Origin of the sequence: Kitasatospora purpeofusca (assembly GCF_000718025.1) — a bacterium.
Classification (GTDB): Bacteria; Actinomycetota; Actinomycetes; order Streptomycetales; family Streptomycetaceae; genus Kitasatospora; species Kitasatospora purpeofusca.
Window position 1 is genome coordinate 469,610 of record NZ_JODS01000003.1, and the last position, 17,800, is coordinate 487,409.

The following is a 17,800-nucleotide window of genomic DNA, read 5'->3' on the forward strand; positions in this document are numbered from 1 at the left end:
GATCGCCCTGGTCGAGGGGCATCGGACCGCCGTCCACACCCCGGGGCCGGGATACCGACCCAGGGTGTACACCCTCGGTCCGATGCCCCCCGGACGATCACGCCGTTACGATCGCGCCATGCCCACGACCCCGCCCGCGACGCTGCTCCACCGTGTGACACCCGGCGCGTGGACGGCGCTCGTCTGGTGCGTGTCCACGCTGTACTCGTTCGTTGTCCAGATCCGTTGGCCGGGTGAACAACTGCAGCCCTGGGGCGAGAAGAGCCACCGCATCGAGCCGTTCGCGATGCGCCCCGGCGAGCAGGCGATGCTGCTGCTCGCCGCCGCCCTGCTGGTCGGTGCCTGCCTGCTGCTGACCCGCCGGGCGCTCGTCTCGACGACGCTGCTGGTGCTCAGCGCGCTGGTCCTGACCAACGGCCCGCTGCACACGACCAGCATCGCGCCGCAGCAGTACCTGCCGGTCTGCGTGGCCCTCTGCTTCGCCGCCGCCATCGAGACGCGGCGGACGTCGCTCTGCTGCGCGGGGCTGGCCCTGGCCGGGCTCCTCGGCTACGTCGGCACCCGCCTGGCGCTGGGATTCCGGGTGGGCACCTCGGTCGAGGCCGTGGTCCTGATGACGGTAGTGGTCGCCTGGGTGGTCGGGAACTCGCGACGTCAGGAACGCGAGCACACCGAGCAGATGCGCGCCCGGGTCGCGGAGCAGGCGGTGACGGCCGAACGGCTGCGGATCGCCCGCGAGCTGCACGACATGGTCGCGCACAGCATCGGCGTCGTCGCGATCCAGGCCGGGGCCGCCAAACGCGTCATCGACACCCAGCCGGAGGGCGCCCGCAGGGCCCTCGGTGTCATCGAGGACACCAGCCGGGAGACGCTCGCCGGGCTCCGGCGCATGCTCGGCGCCCTCCATGACGCCGAGTCGGGCGACGCCGGGAAGCCGCTCGCCGGGCTGGCGGACGTCGACCGGCTGGTGGAGAACGTCCGCGACGCCGGCATCCGGGTGGACGTCGAGTGGCGCGGGGAGCGGCGCCCGCTGCCGCCCGAGGTCGACCTGTCCGCGTTCCGCATCATCCAGGAGTCCGTCACCAACGTGGTGAAGCACTCCCGGACGCAGCAGTGCCGGGTCTCCGTGGTCTTCCGGCCGGGCGACCTGTCCGTGGTGGTCGTCGACAGCGGCACCGGAACCGGCCGGGGCGAGGGCACCGGCTACGGTACCGCCGGAATGCGAGACCGGGTGAAGCTGCTGAACGGCGACTTCACCGCCGGTCCGCGCCCCGAGGGCGGCTACCGCGTGACCGCCCGTCTTCCCGTCCCGATGGAGGTCTGATGCCGGTCCGCGTCGTGCTCGCCGACGACCAGCCGCTGATCCGCGCCGGCCTGGTCATGGTGATCACCGACATCCCGGACATCGAGGTCGTGGGCGAGGCCGGGAACGGCGCCGAGGCCGTGCGACTGGTCCGGGAACTGGCCCCCGACGTCGTCGTCATGGACATCCGCATGCCCGGCATGGACGGCATCGAGGCCACCCGGATGATCACGAAGGAGGCCGGCGCCCCGCACGTCCTCGTCCTGACGACCTTCGACGACGACGACAACGTCTACAACGCCCTGCGGGCCGGGGCCTCGGGGTTCCTCGTCAAGGACATGGCCCTGGACGACATCATCACCGCGGTCCGGGTCGTCGCTGCCGGGGACGCCCTGATCGCGCCGAAGGTGACCCGCCGCCTGATCGAGGAGTTCGCCGCCCGCCCCCAGCACCCCACCGCCCCGCGGCCCAAGGAGATCCAGGGCATCACCGACCGCGAACTCGAGGTGCTGACCCTGATCGGCCGAGGCCTGTCGAACGCCCGCATCGCCGAGACGATGTTCATCAGCGCCGCCACCGTCAAGGCCTACGTCACCCGCCTGCTCGCGAAACTCGACGCCCGCGACCGCGTCCACCTCGTCATCCTCGCCTACGAACACGGCCTGGTCTCCCCGACCGGCTGACCCCGCCACCATCGGCACTTCCCCCGGGCCCGGGAATCCCGCGACCGGACGGGGCCGGTGGAACGACGAAGGCCCGCACCGCTGAACGGTCCGGGCCTTCTGCCGGCGGAGGATACGAGATTCGAACTCGTGAGGGGTTGCCCCCAACACGCTTTCCAAATCTCCCGAACCCCGTCCGCCGGGGTCCATGCCCGTCCTGAACTGCGGCGGAACGATCCGCCGGCGTGGCTCTGAACCGCGCCGGACGAGGGCGAACGAGACCAAAACGGAGACCAGGCCCGCCAGAGGCCGTGTGGGCGGTGATGCCCAGAGGGTGCCGTTTCGTGTCCGGGGCGCGGCCCCGCTCCCGGGTGGTGGGGCTGGTTGCGACGGATGAGTCGGTCGACAGCGGGTGCGTGCCACGACGGGCCCGCGCCAGGGTGCCGAACGCGGCCTGAGGCAATCCGTCACATCACACCCACGCTGCACCCGGGGCTGCCTGCCAGGGATTCTCGGGTGCCGGGGGTTCGGCGGTGGGGCGGCGGCAGATTTCGTGATGCTGCAGATGGGCGATCAGCGCCGCCTCCAGTCGGGAGGCGACACGGAGCTTGCCGAGCAGTGCGGTGACGTGCTTCTTGACGGTTCTTTCGGTGATGCCCAGCCGCCGGGCTATCGGCGCGTTGCCCATGCCCAGGGCCACGAGCAGCAGGACGGAACGTTCCCGAGCGGTCAGGGTCTTCAGGTCGCGCGGGGCGCGAAGAGTGCTCGCCGCACACAAGCAGGCGCTGGTGTGCGGCGGGGCGGAGAGCATGGGCACGGGGAGTTCCGTTCGTTCGTGAGGGGCGAAGGCACGGGGGTGGGGTCTCGGGGGCGGTCAGGGCAGGCGCACGTCGTGCATGTGGTCCAGGGCTCGGCCGATGGCCGGTTCGTGCCGGTGGGGTGCGAGTCTGCGGCGGTACTCCCCGGCCAGTCCCGTGGGGAGCGCACCGGTGAGGTCGACGGCCTGGTGGGCCGCCTGGGCGGCGACGTCGAGCTGGCCCAGGGCGAGATGGGTGTCGACGGCGTACAGCAGCCACACCGCGGTACGGGGCAGGGGCGCGGTGGCGCGCGGGGCGAGGAGGAACTCGGTGACGGGCCGGAAGAGTTGCTCGGCCTTGCGCGGCTCGTTCAGGTACCACCACATCGCGCCCGCGCTGGCGTTCAGATAGAGCTCGTAGCCGATCCGCCGGTTGTCCCAGAGGGATCGCGCGGTGGCGGTGGCGGCGTCGGCCAGGCATCGGCCGGCGCTGTCGAGCGAGGCTTCGGCGTCGCGTGCGCGGGCGAGCCGGGCCAGGATGACGGCCTCGAAGTTGTGCAGCGACACCGTGGGCGCCTCGGCGGTACACGGTTCTGCCTCGCGCGCCGCGCGGACGAGGAACAGGGCGTCGTGCGCTTCGCCCGTGACCAGGTGGTGGCGTGCCAGCAGGGCCATGGCCCGGGCGACGAGCGGAGCGTGGCCGGCCGCCGCGGCCGCCCGAACTGCGGCGAGCAGGTGGCGCTCCGCCCGCCTGGCCTCGCCCAGCGCCCCGCCGAGCCAGCCGCACACCAGCCCGGTGCGGGCGGCCAGCGCGAACAGCCGCGCCGCCGCCGGGTGCCCGTGCCCCAGCCGTGCCAGCAGGAACACCACAAGACGCTGTTCCGCGTGCGCCGCCGCGTACAGGCCCACCGGTGACAGCAGAGTGCCGTGCTCGTGGGCTTCCAACGCCTCCACCCGCGCCTCGATGCCCGCCAGGCGCCCGGCCATCTCTGCGGGCACCGGCCCCGGTACCAACGGGGACACGGCGGCCAGACGGGCCAGGGCCTCGCGCATCTGGCGCTCGAGCGGAGCACCGCACAGCACCAGGCCCGGAGGCCGGCCGTCGTCGTCCGGTTGCGCGGTGGCACTCAGGACGCTCGTCGCCCCCTGAGCGGTGTAGGGCTGGCTGAGCAGGGCAGCGTCCCGGGTGGCCAGATGGGTCCAGTACGGCCAGCCCAGACGGCACACCTCGGCAGCCGGGATCCCGTGCAGGTGGGCCATGGCCACCTGAGTGGTGAAGTCGGGGACGATGCGTCCCGACTCCCAGCGGGACACCTTTTCCCGGCGGGCGGCGAGCGTTCCCAGGCCGAGGTCACGGTGCGTGCGCGCCACCAGGAGGGCGTACTCGGGCTGCGACAGCCCCAGCATTGCCCGGAGCAGGGTGAGGGTATGTGCCATGGAGATCGCCTGGTTCTTTCGTGCCCGGTACGCTCATTCGATCGTAGGAAGACCGTCCGGCACATGCCAAGTGGCGGGGCACCCCCGGAGCACCCCCGGGGTCCCGTGCTCCTGCCCGCCCGGACGGTCGGACGAGCAGCACGGTCGTCCGGTGGCCCGCCGCAGGGTGACGGTCCTCGGGACCGCGGCGTCCGCGCCACCCGGTCCGTCCCGGCGGGCGCCCCTGGATGGGAGTGGTGCCCTTCGGGACACCGGCCCCAAGGTGCCCTGTCGCCGTTCCTGTGTGCCGGAGAGACTTCCGCTGTTGCCGGACGAACCGCCACAGGCACCGGCGGAACCGGAACAGTCGGTCGATCGTCTGCTCGGTCGGCATTCCACCTGGAAGGAACCAAAAAACGCTATGCGTACCCGTACGCGGATTGCCGCCGCAGCTCTCGTCGCCACCGCTTCGCTGATGGCCGTCGCCCCGCTCGCCACCGCCTCACCCTCCGGCCTCCCCGCTGCGGGTCCCGCCGTCACCGTCGACAGCGGGACCACCCGGCTCACCCCCGCGGAGGCCGCCGAGCTCGACCGGCTCATCGCCGAGGTCCAGCGCGAATTCGCCCAGACCGGCACCCACAAGGCCGACGTCACCACGTTCGGTGCCAAGGAGGAGGCAGGCAAGAAGGTCATCGCGGCACTCAAGAAGGCGGGACCCAAGGTCTACCGCGCCGCGATCGACGCGGCCAAGGGCGGTACCGCCTCCTTCAACAAGTGGGTCGGGGGCCTCGCTTGGTACCACCCTGTGCGCATGCTCATCAGCGCCGGTGGCGGTGAGCTCGTCGACTGGCTCGTCGGCCAGCTCATGGGCGGCTAGGACCAGGCCCCGTGACTCCGGACAACCCGTCCTCTCCAGGAGTCAAGGCGGAGCGCCAGCTCTGGGGATCGGCCCTGGTGTTCACCGCTGTGTGTCTCGCCGCTCATCTCGGGCTGACTTCCGACAGTGGCGCCCTGGCTCGCCTTGGCGAACGTTACGAGCACAGCACATCGTTCCTCTATGCCGTCGGTTGGCTCGGGCCTGTTGGCGCCCTCCTGCTCTGCGTATGGCACCGCAGAGCGCCTTGGGGCGGAGCGATCGTCCCGATTGCCGTCCACGGTGCCCTGGGCCTGTACCTGGCATTCGGGTGAGCCGTCCCGGTCGGGCCGGTCGGCGGACCGGCCCAGCATTTGTTCATCTCTCCGGTCGGCGCGTGCAGGCGCCCGAAGGTCACGTGCTGCCATCTGCGCGCCGCGCTCGTGCCCTTCCCGTCGTTGTCTCCCACGCCTTCGGCGTCTTCGACAAGACTCTTTGCGGGATGCAGGAAATCGGCATGTCGCCATCGGACAACTGGTGGTCGTCCTCGAAACGGGGAGCGCCTGTGGTGCCTGCCGGGCGGAGGCGAGTGCCATCGACGCCCGCTGGCCGCAGGCAATGAGGGGCGAAAGCGCGCGGGTCAGTGTGGCCCGTCGCCATGATTCCTTCCCGTTCGACGTCGACTCGCGGGTGATCCGGAAGATCATCAGCTCGATCATCCCGAAACGGCCCATGGCTTCGGAACGATGCAGACGGGTTCCGTAATGTCGACACCGCTAGGGCGCTTGCGAGCCTAAGTGCCGGACTCATGCGATCGCTCGGCTGGAAATTCCCAGCCGAGCGATCGCATGAAGGAGCTGGCTAGATCGGTGACCCTCCGTGCGGGGCGGAATCTCTCCGGAGCCCTAAGGGTCGGGAGGTGCCGGGCGCCTGGAGTGCCTGCCCGGCTGCGGGGTCGACTGCGACAGCAAGCCCGGCTGCTGCAAGCAGCTGCTGCGCAGGAACGAGGACACCACAGACGCCAAGTCGAACGCGGCTCCCGAACCGGGGCGTTGAGACTACGGATGAGACTGTGAACGACGAAGGCCCCGACCGGTTTCCCGGTCGGGGCCTTCGTGCTGCCATGGCTGGCAGAGGCGGAGGATACGAGATTCGAACTCGTGAGGGGTTGCCCCCAACACGCTTTCCAATTCTCCTCGGCGCTGTCCGCTGGGATTCACGCCTGTCCTGACCTGTGGCGGAGCCAGCGGCTGGGAAGCGGCTGAACCTCGTTGAATGGGGGTGAATGAGACCAGAACTGAGACCACACCGCTTGGCGTCCACGGCCGGATCGACCCGCTCCGTTGCTGGTCAGCTGTCCGTGTCCTTGGGGTGCCGGGAGGAGGCGTAGACGAGGTGGACGGTCCGGCCCGGCTCGTCGACGAGGTAGCGCACGCGCCCGCCGGCGGTCACCTCGTACTCCCACTGCGGTAGTTCGTCCCCGCCGAGAACACGCGTCGAAAGGCGGCCTCGTAGCCGGTGCTGCCGATCGGGGTCACTGGCGGACAGGGGGTCGGTGCGGAGGGCTTCGAAGCATCGTCGGGTGTTCCCCGGCGCCTCCGCGCAGAGGTCGCCCCATCCCTTGGCAGCTTCGTTGGTGGCGAACCGCAGCCGCCACTCGTCGCCGACCGGTGGCGGCGGGACGTCGTCTCCGCGTTTGGGGCTCACGGGGCGAGCACCTCGCCGTGGTCATCGCCGGGGAGCGGCTCGGTGAGCCGGTCGCTCAGGTCGGGGTCTGCCAGGATTCTCGCGGTTGCCCTCCACTCGACGATAACCCGGTGCAGGTTGGCGTGGACGTCCAGCTCCACCACGTCACGGGTGGCATTCACGAGGTCGACGACGAACTCGCGCACCTCCTCGGCTGACAGGTGCCGGGTCCAGGGGAAGACCTCGGGGAGGGCGAGGAGGACCGCGCGCGCACCCTCGTCGCTGGTGATCAGCGCCGCGAACAGCCGCGCGGTGACATCGGCGGTCTCCTCGCGCTGGCGGTCGTGACGCTCGGTGGTGAGGTACAGGTCCTCCCCGTCACGTCGGGTGACGTGGACGCGCTGCGCCTGCTCGACGGTGTCCGCGACGCGCTTCGAGTTCTTCGACAGGTCGGAGAACGACACAGTGAGAGTGGACATGGCTCGACGGTACTTCGGAACGTGTTCCGAAGTCAATCGAAATTGAACGGCAGTGGGTGCGGCCGGGGCCGTGCCTCCGCCCTGCGGCGGAAGCTACGGAGAGTATCCAAGATCATCATGCCCTTCAGGGGGAGTCGGATTCCCAGAGAGCCCTGAAGGCTTCTCGTGGCATGCCCTCCCAGAAAATGTGAAGTTCACGATTTTCTTCATGTGTCGGCCGACTGTAGGGATGAGTTCGCGGCTCGTCTGTAAAAGAGCAGTTCAAGGCCCACCAACTTGCGTGGCGACCTGCGCTTCCCTCGAAGGTTGCCACAGTAGCGTTCTTGCGCACTTCAGTGCGCAGTTGATGGCCTGGTGGCCGGCCATCTAGCTTTGCCTCAACGGGGAGCCGACTGATGAGGGGGAGAGTGACTGCGTTGAGTGAGAAGAGTAGGGACAGAGGACTCGTCTCGCGAGCCGAGATCGCAGAGCTGGCCGGCGTCGGGGCCTCTGCGGTCACGAACTGGCGGAACCGCCATCCGGACTTTCCGCAGGAGCTGCGGCGCGGTCCCGATCGGCTCTTCCGGCTCGCCGACATCGTGCGATGGCTTGACGCCCGGTCCGTGCCCAAGTCGGCGCGGAGGGAGGAGGAGCCCGCAGGGGTCACTTACGGCGACAGGGCCCGAGCTTGGTTCGGGCAGTCCGAGGGAGTGCCCGTGGCCGGCCGGGCTACTGGGTTCGTCGTGCCTTCGCCGAGTGCCGAGCAGCAGCGGTCGCGGTCTCGGCAGGTTCTGGCGGAGTTGCTGAAGCCCCGGATGGTGAAAAGTTGGGGCGCGCCGTCGCTGACGGCTTATCTTCCCCTGCCGACGTGTCTGATCTTCTTGAGATGGGGAGCACCCGAAGACTGGGCAATCCTGCAGGAGCGGGTCGACGCACACCTGACGATTACTCCCAAGGGCTTCCTCGGCGAGGTGGGGGAGCGAACCGATCGGTTGCTGAAGACCTGTGGGGTGGCGCCGGCCATGCGGCTCGCGCTGCAGGGTTTTGAGCCCCTCCCCGTTGCTGACGTACCGCAGTTGATGTCCTCAGCGGCCGAACTCGACCGGGATGCCTTCCGGGATCTGCTCGACGCGCATGCCGACGTCGTGCGCATGGACAGTCGTAGTGCCTTCACGCCCAGAACGGTGGTGGCCCTGCTGAGCGAACTGGTTGCTCCGGCGGGTGTGTCGGGCCGGATCCACGATCCCTATCCGCGTGGCGGTGAACTGCTGTCGGCCATGGTGGCGGCCGATGGCGGCGGCTCGGTGTCGGCGGTGACGGTCGGAAAGCCGGACGAGGCGACGCTGCGCCTGACCGCGATGAACTTGATGCTCCACGGTGTGACTCCACGGGTGGGCACCCATGACCTCGCACCATGGCCCGAGCCGTCGGAGCGACGGCAGGAACCGGTGGACCTGATTCTGACCAATCCGCCGTTCAACGCCGAATCGGGCCGGGGCGTGGCCGGAGGGTGGCGATATGGGGCCCCGCCTCCGTCCAATGCCAACTTCGCCTGGATCCAGCACGTCCTCTCCACTCTCGGGCCCGGCGGGCGAGCTGCGGTGATCATGGCGGACAACGCTGCCGTATCCGACCAGCCGAGGGAGCGTGCGATCCGGCAGGCCCTGGTCGAGGACGGGGTCGTCGACGGCATCCTCGCCCTTCCTCCGCACCTCTTCACCGGGACCGCGGTGTCGGCCTGCATCTGGTTTCTGTCGGCACCGTCGCAGCGCGCCAAGGTGCACTTCATCAATGCCCGCGAGTTGGGTGAGTTGGTCACTCGGACCCGCCGAGAGCTGAGCGCCGACGATGTGCGGCTCCTGGGGCAGATTCACCGATCGCTGCGTGCTGGGGACCCGATGCCCGACGAAGCGCGTGCGCTCGGTCGATCGGTCTCCGTGGAGGAGATCGAGCAGCGTGGTTACTCGCTCAGCCCTGTCGACTACGTCAGCCTCGGTGCGTACGAAGCGGCGACACCCGCCCAGGTGGAATCCGCTCGTCGAAAACTCGACGGTGCCTTGGATCTGGCGGGATCCCTGGACGAGGAAGCGCGGCGGTGCTGGGAGCGGGCCGCGCCCGGCCGCAGTCCGGAACCCAGTGCGGGTGGCCGACGGAACGTGCTCCTGCAGGATCTGTGCAAGGTGCAGCCCGGACCGTCACCCTCCTTGCTGAAGCCCGGGATGTACTCCAAGGACGGCCCTGTTCGAGTGGTGCTGCCCAAGCACCTGCGAAACCGGCGGATCCACGGCAGCGAGGACACCAGGATCTCGGCACGCGACGCGCAGCAGCTCGAACGATTCCTGTTGAGCGAGGGCGACATCCTTTGCACGCGTACCGGGACGGTCGGACCCGTGGCACTGGTGGGAGCGGAGGGGGCCGGCAGCCTCTACAACGGAAATCTCCTTCGGCTGCACGGCTTCGAGCCCGGCGTGGACCCGCGTTTCGTTCTGGCATACCTCTCCCTTCCGGGAACCCAGGCGTGGATCAAGGACCGGGCGGCGATGTCGACCGTTGACTCGATCAAGACCAGCGCGATGAGGCAGCTCCCGGTATCGCTGCCGCCGTACGAGGAGCAGCACCGCATCGGAGAGCTTCTGCGCGTGTTCGACGACCAGGTCGCAGCCCACCAGCAAGTGGCTGCCGCAGCCGATGCCGCCAGGGGCGAGCTCGCGACGCTCTTGATGGACACCGCGGCGATGCCGACCGCCCACCAGCCCGATACCGGACTCGTCCCCCCTTACATCGACCACACCGCAGAAGAGGAAGCCGAAGATGAGTAGCCTGCCCGTCGTCACGCGAGTTCCGTGGCTGATCGTCTCCGCGCTTACTTCCGTGATCATCGCCCTGCTGGCCTTCATGCTGAAGCGGAGCGCCGGCACGGACCGGCACAGTGCTGTCATCACGGCCGGCGCGGCCTTCGCCAGCTGCATGCTGCTCTGCCTCGCGGTTCTCTCCGCAGCCATGAGCGGTTGAACCGGAACACCGAAAACGACGAAGGCCCGGACCGCTGAGCGGTCCGGGCCTTCTGCCGGCGGAGGATACGAGATTCGAACTCGTGAGGGGTTGCCCCCAACACGCTTTCCAAGCGTGCGCCCTAGGCCTCTAGGCGAATCCTCCGTGGGAGAGCTTAGTACATGTTTTGGGGTGGTCGCGACCACGTATCTCGCAGGTAGGGGGTGGGGGTGGCCTGCGGATGGTGGGACGGGGTGGTGGTGGAGGGGTGGGCCCGGGATCCGGTAGTGTTGGGGCCAGCCCCTCGTGTGGCGCTATCTCTCTGAACTCCCCCAGGGCCGGAAGGCAGCAAGGGTAGGAGGGCTCTGGTGGGTGCACGGGGGGTCTTTGCGTTCCCGGGGGCCGGTGGGGCGCGGGGGGTCGAGGGGCGACGCGTTTGTCGGTCCGTCCCGATATCGTCGGGGGTGTGTCCCTAGCCCTGTACCGCCGCTACCGCCCGGAGACCTTCGCGGAGGTCATCGGGCAGGATCACGTGACCGCTCCGCTCCAGCAGGCCCTGCGCAACAACAGGGTCAATCACGCGTACTTGTTCAGCGGCCCTCGCGGCTGCGGCAAGACGACGAGCGCTCGCATCCTGGCCCGCTGTCTGAACTGCGAGCAGGGGCCGACGCCCACGCCGTGCGGTGAGTGCCAGTCCTGCACGGACCTCGCCACGGGCGGGCCCGGGTCGATCGACGTGATCGAGATCGACGCGGCCTCGCACGGTGGTGTGGACGACGCGCGCGACCTCCGCGAGCGGGCGTTCTTCGCGCCGGTGCACAGCCGGTACAAGATCTTCATCCTGGACGAGGCGCACATGGTGACCTCGGCCGGCTTCAACGCGCTGCTCAAGGTGGTGGAGGAGCCGCCGGAGCACCTGAAGTTCATCTTCGCCACCACCGAGCCGGAGAAGGTGATCGGGACGATCCGGTCCCGGACCCACCACTACCCGTTCCGGCTGGTGCCGCCCGGCACGCTGCGCGACTACCTGGCGGAGGTGTGCGGCCGGGAGGGGATCCAGGTCGAGGACTCCGTGTTCCCGCTGGTGGTGCGGTCGGGCGCCGGTTCGGTGCGTGACTCGATGTCCGTGATGGACCAGCTGCTGGCCGGCGCCGCCGAGGGCGGTGTGACGTACGGGATGGCCACTTCGCTGCTCGGGTACACGGACTCGGCGCTGCTGGACGAGGTGGTGGACGCGTTCGCCGCGCACGACGGGGCGACGGTGTTCCAGGTGGTCGACCGGGTGGTCGAGGGCGGTCACGACCCGCGCCGGTTCGTCGCGGACCTGCTGGAGCGGCTGCGCGACCTGGTGATCCTCGCCACGGTGCCGGACGCGGGGGAGAAGGGGCTGATCGACGCCCCGGCCGACCGGATCGCGGTGATGCAGGCGCAGGCGGACGCGTTCGGGGCGGCGGAGCTGAGCCGGGCGGCGGACCTCGTCAACACCGGGTTGACGGAGATGCGCGGCAACGCGGCGCCCCGGCTCCAGCTGGAGCTGATCTGCGCCCGGGTGATGCTGCCGGGCGCGTACAGCGACGAGCTGTCGTTGCAGGCGCGGCTGGACAAGCTGGAGCGGCGCGCCGCGAGCGGCGGGTTCGCCGTGGCCGGCGGTGTCGCCATGGCCGGCGGCCCGGTGATGGCGGCGCCGACGATGCCGATGGCACCGGCGCCGATGGCACCGGCGGTGTCCGAGATGCCGCAGGTCGCGCCGCCGGCGCCGGTTCAGCCGGTTCAGTCGATGCCCGCGCCCGCGCCGACCCCCGCTCCCGCTCCCGCCCCCGCGCAGCCGGCCGGGCCGGCGCCCGGGGCGTGGCCGATCAAGCGGAGCTTCCCGGCCGCCGGGGAGGCGCCCGCGCCGGAGGCCCCGGCCCCCGCGCAGCCCGCTCCGGCGGCCGCTCCGGCCGCACCCGCACCCGCGCCCACCCCGGCCCCCGCCCCCGCTCCGGCGCCCGGCGGGCAGCCGTCGGCGGCGGCGCAGCAGGGCGCGGGCCAGGTCCGGCAGCTGTGGCCGCAGATCCTGGAGGCGGTGAAGAACCGGCGCCGGTTCACCTGGATCCTGCTCAGCCAGAACGGCCAGGTGGCCGGGTTCGACGGCAGCGTGCTCCAGGTCTCGTTCATCAACGCGGGTGCCCGCGACAGCTTCGTGAGCAGCAACAGCGACGACGTGCTGCGGGCCGCCCTCGCGGACGCGCTCGGCGTGGACTGGCGGATCGAGTGCATCGTCGACCCGTCCGGTGGCGCGGGTGGCCCCGGCGGCGGCTCGGGTGCTGTCGCCGCCCCGAGCGGCAGTGGTGGCGGGGGCGGCTGGGGTGCCCCACCAGCGCGTCCGGCGGCGCCCGCGCCCCAGATGGCGCCCGTCGCACCGGCTCCCGCGGCCGCGCCCGCTCCGGCGCCCCGCCCGGCCGCGGCGCCGAACCCGGCGCCGGTCGCGCCGGTGCAGCCGTCCGTCCAGGCACCGCCCCCGCCGTCCCCGGCGTACCCGGCGCAGGGGGTGGCCCCGGAGGACGACGTGCCGGAGGAGGACGACCCCGATCTGAACGAGGACGTGTTCTCCAGCCAGGAGCTGATCATCCGCGAGCTGGGTGCCACGGTGCTGGAAGAGATCCGGCACGGCGGCAACTGAGCAGCACGTAGGCTCGTCGAGGACGTAGTAGGAGCGGACCGAACGCAAGGAGTGAGCCGTGTTTCCCGGTGGTGGCCAGCCCAACATGCAGGCGCTGCTCAAGCAGGCGCAGAAGATGCAGCAGGACCTCGCCCAGGCGCAGCAGGAGCTGGCCGAGGCCAAGGTGAGCGGTTCGGCGGGCGGTGGCCTGGTCGAGGCGACGGTGACCGGTTCCGGCGAGCTGGTGGCGCTGACCATCGCGCCGGCCGCGGTCGACCCGGAGGACACCGAGACGCTGGCCGACCTCGTCCTGGCGGCCGTTCGGGACGCCAACCAGGCCGCGCAGAAGATGCAGGCCGAGCGGATGGGCCCGCTGACCCAGGGCCTCGGCGGCGGGATCCCGGGCCTGCCGTTCTGACGGCGGCCCTCCGGGGCCGAGGTTCCGGCCCCGGTCTTCCGGCCCCGGTCTTCCAGTCGTGACGGCCCGGTCGTGACGGCCCGGCCGTGACAGCGGGTACGGGCCGGGACACCGGAGCGTACGGGGCGGACGGTCGGGTCCGGAGTTCGGACAACAGACCTGTGTGATTAATGCGGGAGTCGGGCGTCGGGCGATGCGCCCGGCGTCCGATTCGTTGGATGATGGCACCGGAGCACCCCGCGCGGGTGCCACCGGTCCAACCCGAGGGAAGGCGCGACGTTGTACGAGGGCGTGGTTCAGGACCTGATCGACGAACTGGGCAGGCTGCCCGGCGTCGGGCCCAAGAGCGCGCAGCGGATCGCCTTCCACGTCCTGCAGGCCGACCCGGTCGACGTCCGCCGGCTGGCGCACGCGCTGCTGGAGGTCAAGGACAAGGTCCGGTTCTGCGCCGTCTGCGGCAATGTCGCGGAGGCCGAGCAGTGCCGAGTGTGTCTGGACCCGCGCCGCGACCTCGCGGTCATCTGCGTGGTCGAGGAGCCGAAGGACGTCGTCGCCATCGAGCGCACCCGGGAGTTCCGCGGCCGCTACCACGTGCTGGGCGGCGCGATCAGCCCGATCGAGGGCGTCGGCCCGGACGATCTGCGGATCCGGGAGCTGCTGGCACGGCTCGCCGACGGCACTGTCACCGAGCTGATCCTGGCCACCGACCCCAATCTGGAGGGGGAGGCGACCGCCACCTACCTGGCCCGGCTCTGCAAGCCGATGGGCCTGAAGGTGACCCGTCTGGCGAGCGGCCTGCCCGTCGGCGGGGATCTGGAGTACGCGGACGAGGTCACACTCGGTCGCGCCTTCGAAGGGAGACGACTGCTCGATGTCTGACCGGACGATCAACCAGCAGCCCCACGCGCCCCATCAGGTCGGGCCGGAGGAGGAGCGGGACACCGCGCAGGTGCCGCGCCCCCCGCACACGCACGCCCACGGCTCGGAGCCGGACGACTTCGCGGTGCAGATCGCGGACTCGGTGGAGAGCTTCGTGCTCTCGGTGACCGAGGTCGCCAAGGGTGACGAGCCCGGCAGTGCCGTCTCCCTCCTCCTGCTGGAGGTCTCGCAGCTGCTGCTGGCCGGCGGCCGGCTGGGCGCCATCGAGGACGTCGTCCCCGAGGACCGGTTCGAGCCCGACACCGGTCCGGAGCCGGACGGCGAGCAGCTGCGGGAGCGGCTGGCCGTGCTGCTCGCGCCGATCGACGTCTACCACGAGGTCTTCGACCCGTACGGGCCGCCGGAGAAGCCGAGCGCGTTCCGGATCTCCGACGACCTGGCCGGGGTGGTGAGCGAGCTGCAGCACGGGCTCACCCACTACCGCGAGGGCCGGGTCAGCGAGGCGCTCTGGTGGTGGCAGTTCTCGTACCTGTCCAACTGGGGCACCACCTGCACGGCCGTCCTGCGGGCGCTGCAGTCGCTGATCGCGCACGTCCGGCTGGACAGCCCGATCGGGGCGGCGCCGGACGGTGCGGACACCGACAACGACGGGCTCACCGACGAGCAGCTGGAGCAGCAGGCCGGTGACCTGATGGCGGCCGAGCTCGGCCTGGGGCACTGACGCTGCCTGGGGCACTGACGCCGCCCGGGCGCGCGGGGACACCGGCCGCCCGGGGCCACCGGCGGCGGGAGTGTGACGGAAACCTCACTCCGGGCCACCGGACGGAAAACCCCGGGGCGGCCGTCCCTTCGTCCGCCGATTCTTCGGAACGGCGGACGCCCGCCCGCAGACCTGCCGGTGGCGGTATCCGCACCCCCGCTCACCTGCCGAAACGTGTGTCTCATCATATGGAAAGCGGAGGTTGGGACACCCCCGCTCGGTAGACTGGCGCCGACCGCACAGCCCCCGCCACCCGGGGGTGCGGGGGCCGAGGGCCCCCGGAAACGACACAAGTCGAGGAGCGCACGTGGGCCTTGTCGTGCAGAAGTACGGCGGCTCATCCGTTGCGGATGCCGAGGGCATCAAGCGCGTGGCCCGTCGAATCGTTGACGCCAAGAAGGCCGGCCATGAGGTCGTCGTCGTGGTGTCCGCGATGGGCGACACGACGGACGAGCTCATCGAACTCGCGGAGCAGGTGTCACCTCTCCCCGCCGGCCGCGAGTTCGACATGCTGCTGACCGCTGGAGAGCGCATCTCCATGGCACTGCTGGCCATGGCGATCAAATCCCTGGGCCACGAGGCGCAGTCGTTCACAGGAAGCCAGGCCGGCGTCATCACCGACTCCGTCCACAACAAGGCGCGCATCATCGATGTGACGCCGGGCCGCATCCGCACCGCCCTGGACGAGGGCAACATCGCGATCGTGGCCGGCTTCCAGGGCGTCTCGCAGTCGAGCAAGGACATCACCACGCTCGGCCGGGGCGGCTCGGACACCACCGCCGTCGCCCTCGCCGCCGCCCTCAAGGCCGAGGTCTGCGAGATCTACACCGACGTGGACGGCGTTTTCACCGCCGACCCGCGCGTGGTGAAGAAGGCCCGCAAGATCGACTGGATCGCCTACGAGGACATGCTGGAGCTGGCCTCGTCCGGTTCCAAGGTGCTGCTCGACCGCTGTGTGGAGTACGCGCGCCGCTACAACATCCCGATTCACGTACGCTCGTCGTTCTCGGGTCTTCCCGGGACGATCGTCAGCAACGACAACCCGCACCAGCCCGAAGGGGGCGAGATGGAGCAGGCCATCATCTCCGGAGTCGCCCATGACACGTCCGAGGCCAAGGTCACGGTCGTCGGCGTCCCCGACAAGCCGGGCGAGGCGGCGCGCATCTTCCGCGCCATCGCCGACGCCGAGGTCAACATCGACATGGTCGTGCAGAACGTCTCGGCGGCGTCGACCGGTCTGACCGACATCTCCTTCACCCTGCCGAAGGCCGAGGGCCAGAAGGCCATCGACGCGCTGGACCGGGTCCGGGAGGGCATCGGCTACGAGTCGCTCCGCTACGACGACGCGATCGGCAAGATCTCGCTGGTCGGCGCGGGCATGCGCTCCAACCCGGGCGTCACGGCGACCTTCTTCGAGGCGCTCTCCGCGGCCGGCGTCAACATCGAGCTGATCTCCACCTCGGAGATCCGGATCTCGGTGGTCACCCGCGCCGACGACGTCAACGCGGCCGTGCAGGCCGTCCACTCCGCCTTCGGGCTGGACAGCGAGACGGACGAGGCCGTGGTCTACGGGGGCACCGGGCGATGACCCGGCGGCCGAACCTCGCCGTCGTCGGCGCCACCGGCGCGGTCGGCGAGGTGCTCCTCGGCCTGCTCTCCCTCCGCCAGGACATCTGGGGCGAGATCCGCCTCGCCGCCTCCCCGCGCTCGGCCGGCCGCAAGGCGGTCGTGCGCGGGGAGGCCGTCGAGGTCCTCCCGCTGTGCGAGGAGCTCTTCGACGGGGTGGACGTCGCGCTGTTCGACGTCCCCGAGGACATCTCCGCCCGCTGGGCGCCGATCGCGGCGGCCAAGGGCGTCGTGGTGGTCGACAACTCCGGTGCGTTCCGGCTGGACGACGCCGTTCCCCTGGTGGTGCCCGAGGTCAACGCGGCCGCCGTCCGGATGCGCTCGCGCGGGATCGTGGCGAGCCCGGACTCCACCACCCTGACCATGCTCGCGGCGATCGGCGCCCTGCACGCCGAGTACGGCCTGGAGTCGCTGGTGGTCGCCTCCTACCAGGCCGCCTCCGGGCTCGGCCGGGACGGCACGGACACGCTGCGCGCCCAGCTCGCCCAGGTGGCCGGCACCGAGGTCGGCGAACAGACCGGCGACCTGCGGGCGGTGATCGCCGACAACGGACCGTTCGCCGCCCCGCTCGCGCTCAACGCGGTGCCCTGGGCCGGTGTGCTGACCGACGGCGGCTGGTCGTCGGAGGAGCGCACGGTGCGCGACGAGTCCCGCAAGATCCTCGGCCTGCCCGGGCTCAAGGTCTCGGCGACCTGTGTGCGGATCCCGGTGGTGCGCACCCACGCGCTCGCCGTGCACGCGGTGTTCGAGCGCGAGGTCACCCAGGAGCACGCCCACGAGATCCTCCGCGACGCCCCCGGGGTGCTGCTGTACGACGATCCGGCGGCGGGCGAGTTCCCGACGCCGAACGACGTGGTGGGGACGGACCCGGTCTGGGTCGGCCGGCTGCGGCGCGCCCTGGACGACCCGAACGCGCTGGACCTCTTCCTCTGCGGCGACAACCTGCGCCGTGGTGCGGCGCTGAACGCCCTTCAGATCGCCGAGCTGGTGGCGCGGGAGATCGCCGACCGGGCCGCGACGGCCGAGGACGCCGGGCCGGCCGGCGGGACGGGTGCCGGGTCGGGCGCCGGGGGTGCCGAGGGTGCCGGAACGGGCGCGGACGGTGCCGGAGCGGCCTGAATCCGCCCGTCCGCCCGGAGTCTGCGCCGTTTGTTCGCGGACTGCTTGACGAATCCTCGCCGAATTCCCTGGAGGGGCGTTCGGCCCATGCGCGAGAATGTGCGCCGGGCCGGGCAACCATGACAGGGGATCGAGTGTCAAACGGGCGTGGCGAACGTGATGGTGGGGGCAGGAGCGGGCATCTCGGCGGCA

Annotated in this window: 15 protein-coding genes, 1 tRNA gene and 1 other RNA gene; 12 read left to right on the plus strand and 5 right to left on the minus strand. The window is 70.8% G+C overall.

Annotation, left to right across the window (positions count from 1 at the left end; all coding sequences use genetic code 11):
• The first annotated feature begins 118 nt into the window (after window positions 1-118).
• Window positions 119-1,324, plus strand: a complete 1,206-nt coding sequence (locus IF01_RS0108120; RefSeq protein ID WP_030392610.1) for a sensor histidine kinase — start codon at window positions 119-121, stop codon at window positions 1,322-1,324.
• A complete protein-coding gene (locus IF01_RS0108125; protein ID WP_030392611.1) occupies window positions 1,324-1,986 on the plus strand; it encodes a response regulator in 663 nt (220 codons plus the stop codon). The genes IF01_RS0108120 and IF01_RS0108125 overlap by 1 nt, the downstream gene beginning before the upstream one ends.
• Before the next feature lie 451 nt (window positions 1,987-2,437).
• Here the strand turns inward: IF01_RS0108125 and IF01_RS43675 are convergent, their stop codons facing one another.
• Entirely contained in the window at window positions 2,438-2,776 is a 339-nt protein-coding gene (locus IF01_RS43675) for a response regulator transcription factor (RefSeq protein WP_063764166.1), read from the minus strand.
• Between the two features lie 63 nt (window positions 2,777-2,839).
• Window positions 2,840-4,198 carry an NsdA family TPR-like regulatory protein gene (locus IF01_RS0108135; protein WP_030392613.1) on the minus strand — a complete coding sequence of 453 codons (1,359 nt, stop codon included), beginning with the start codon at window positions 4,196-4,198 and terminating at the stop codon, window positions 2,840-2,842.
• Between the two features lie 400 nt (window positions 4,199-4,598).
• Between IF01_RS0108135 and IF01_RS0108140 the strand changes: the two genes are divergently transcribed.
• Complete coding sequence (locus tag IF01_RS0108140) at window positions 4,599-5,054, plus strand: hypothetical protein (RefSeq protein WP_157855179.1); 456 nt, start codon at window positions 4,599-4,601, stop codon at window positions 5,052-5,054.
• A 1,326-nt stretch (window positions 5,055-6,380) separates the two neighbouring features.
• On the opposite strand, the gene IF01_RS0108150 is transcribed toward IF01_RS0108140, so the two are convergent.
• Both IF01_RS0108150 and IF01_RS0108155 read right to left on the minus strand, forming a co-directional pair.
• Entirely contained in the window at window positions 6,381-6,737 is a 357-nt protein-coding gene (locus tag IF01_RS0108150; protein WP_030392615.1) for a hypothetical protein, read from the minus strand.
• Window positions 6,734-7,195, minus strand: coding sequence for a hypothetical protein (locus IF01_RS0108155; protein WP_030392616.1), 462 nt, complete (start codon window positions 7,193-7,195; stop codon window positions 6,734-6,736). The genes IF01_RS0108150 and IF01_RS0108155 overlap by 4 nt, the downstream gene beginning before the upstream one ends.
• 779 nt (window positions 7,196-7,974) lie before the next feature.
• Between IF01_RS0108155 and IF01_RS0108160 the strand changes: the two genes are divergently transcribed.
• Window positions 7,975-9,993, plus strand: a complete 2,019-nt coding sequence (locus IF01_RS0108160) for a type I restriction-modification system subunit M/S (RefSeq protein ID WP_167349730.1) — start codon at window positions 7,975-7,977, stop codon at window positions 9,991-9,993.
• Window positions 9,986-10,186 (plus strand): hypothetical protein, encoded by a 201-nt coding sequence (locus tag IF01_RS0108165; protein WP_030392618.1) that lies wholly within the window; start codon window positions 9,986-9,988, stop codon window positions 10,184-10,186. Before IF01_RS0108160 ends, IF01_RS0108165 begins: the two co-directional genes overlap by 8 nt.
• A gap of 59 nt (window positions 10,187-10,245) precedes the next feature.
• On the opposite strand, the gene IF01_RS0108170 is transcribed toward IF01_RS0108165, so the two are convergent.
• Window positions 10,246-10,330: transfer RNA gene (locus IF01_RS0108170), tRNA-Ser, on the minus strand.
• A 133-nt stretch (window positions 10,331-10,463) separates the two neighbouring features.
• On the opposite strand from IF01_RS0108170, the gene ffs reads away from it, so the two are divergent.
• From ffs to IF01_RS0108200, 7 genes are all read left to right on the plus strand, one after another.
• Window positions 10,464-10,554: signal recognition particle sRNA small type (gene ffs, locus IF01_RS44940), an RNA gene on the plus strand.
• A 77-nt stretch (window positions 10,555-10,631) separates the two neighbouring features.
• The gene (locus IF01_RS0108175) at window positions 10,632-12,827 is read left to right on the plus strand and encodes a DNA polymerase III subunit gamma and tau (protein ID WP_030392619.1); all 2,196 of its coding nucleotides are present in this window, start codon (window positions 10,632-10,634) and stop codon (window positions 12,825-12,827) included.
• A 58-nt stretch (window positions 12,828-12,885) separates the two neighbouring features.
• Entirely contained in the window at window positions 12,886-13,224 is a 339-nt protein-coding gene (locus IF01_RS0108180) for a YbaB/EbfC family nucleoid-associated protein (protein WP_078879765.1), read from the plus strand.
• A 279-nt stretch (window positions 13,225-13,503) separates the two neighbouring features.
• Complete coding sequence (gene recR / locus IF01_RS0108185) at window positions 13,504-14,103, plus strand: recombination mediator RecR (protein WP_030392621.1); 600 nt, start codon at window positions 13,504-13,506, stop codon at window positions 14,101-14,103.
• Window positions 14,096-14,824: a DUF5063 domain-containing protein gene (locus IF01_RS0108190; RefSeq protein ID WP_030392622.1), complete on the plus strand. Its 729-nt coding sequence runs from the start codon at window positions 14,096-14,098 to the stop codon at window positions 14,822-14,824. Before recR ends, IF01_RS0108190 begins: the two co-directional genes overlap by 8 nt.
• A 346-nt stretch (window positions 14,825-15,170) precedes the next feature.
• Window positions 15,171-16,451, plus strand: coding sequence for an aspartate kinase (locus IF01_RS0108195; RefSeq protein WP_030392623.1), 1,281 nt, complete (start codon window positions 15,171-15,173; stop codon window positions 16,449-16,451).
• Window positions 16,448-17,608 (plus strand): aspartate-semialdehyde dehydrogenase, encoded by a 1,161-nt coding sequence (locus IF01_RS0108200; protein WP_078879766.1) that lies wholly within the window; start codon window positions 16,448-16,450, stop codon window positions 17,606-17,608. Before IF01_RS0108195 ends, IF01_RS0108200 begins: the two co-directional genes overlap by 4 nt.
• The last annotated feature ends 192 nt before the right edge of the window (window positions 17,609-17,800 follow it).

Coding starts and splice junctions, on each gene's coding strand:
- IF01_RS0108120 (WP_030392610.1), top strand. CDS start 119: ATGCCCACGACCCCGCCCGCGACGCTGCTCCACCGTGTGACACCCGGC.
- IF01_RS0108140 (WP_157855179.1), top strand. CDS start 4,599: ATGCGTACCCGTACGCGGATTGCCGCCGCAGCTCTCGTCGCCACCGCT.
- IF01_RS0108165 (WP_030392618.1), top strand. CDS start 9,986: ATGAGTAGCCTGCCCGTCGTCACGCGAGTTCCGTGGCTGATCGTCTCC.
- IF01_RS0108135 (WP_030392613.1), bottom strand. CDS start 4,198: ATGGCACATACCCTCACCCTGCTCCGGGCAATGCTGGGGCTGTCGCAG.
- IF01_RS0108200 (WP_078879766.1), top strand. CDS start 16,448: ATGACCCGGCGGCCGAACCTCGCCGTCGTCGGCGCCACCGGCGCGGTC.
- IF01_RS0108190 (WP_030392622.1), top strand. CDS start 14,096: ATGTCTGACCGGACGATCAACCAGCAGCCCCACGCGCCCCATCAGGTC.
- IF01_RS43675 (WP_063764166.1), bottom strand. CDS start 2,776: ATGCTCTCCGCCCCGCCGCACACCAGCGCCTGCTTGTGTGCGGCGAGC.
- IF01_RS0108155 (WP_030392616.1), bottom strand. CDS start 7,195: ATGTCCACTCTCACTGTGTCGTTCTCCGACCTGTCGAAGAACTCGAAG.
- IF01_RS0108125 (WP_030392611.1), top strand. CDS start 1,324: ATGCCGGTCCGCGTCGTGCTCGCCGACGACCAGCCGCTGATCCGCGCC.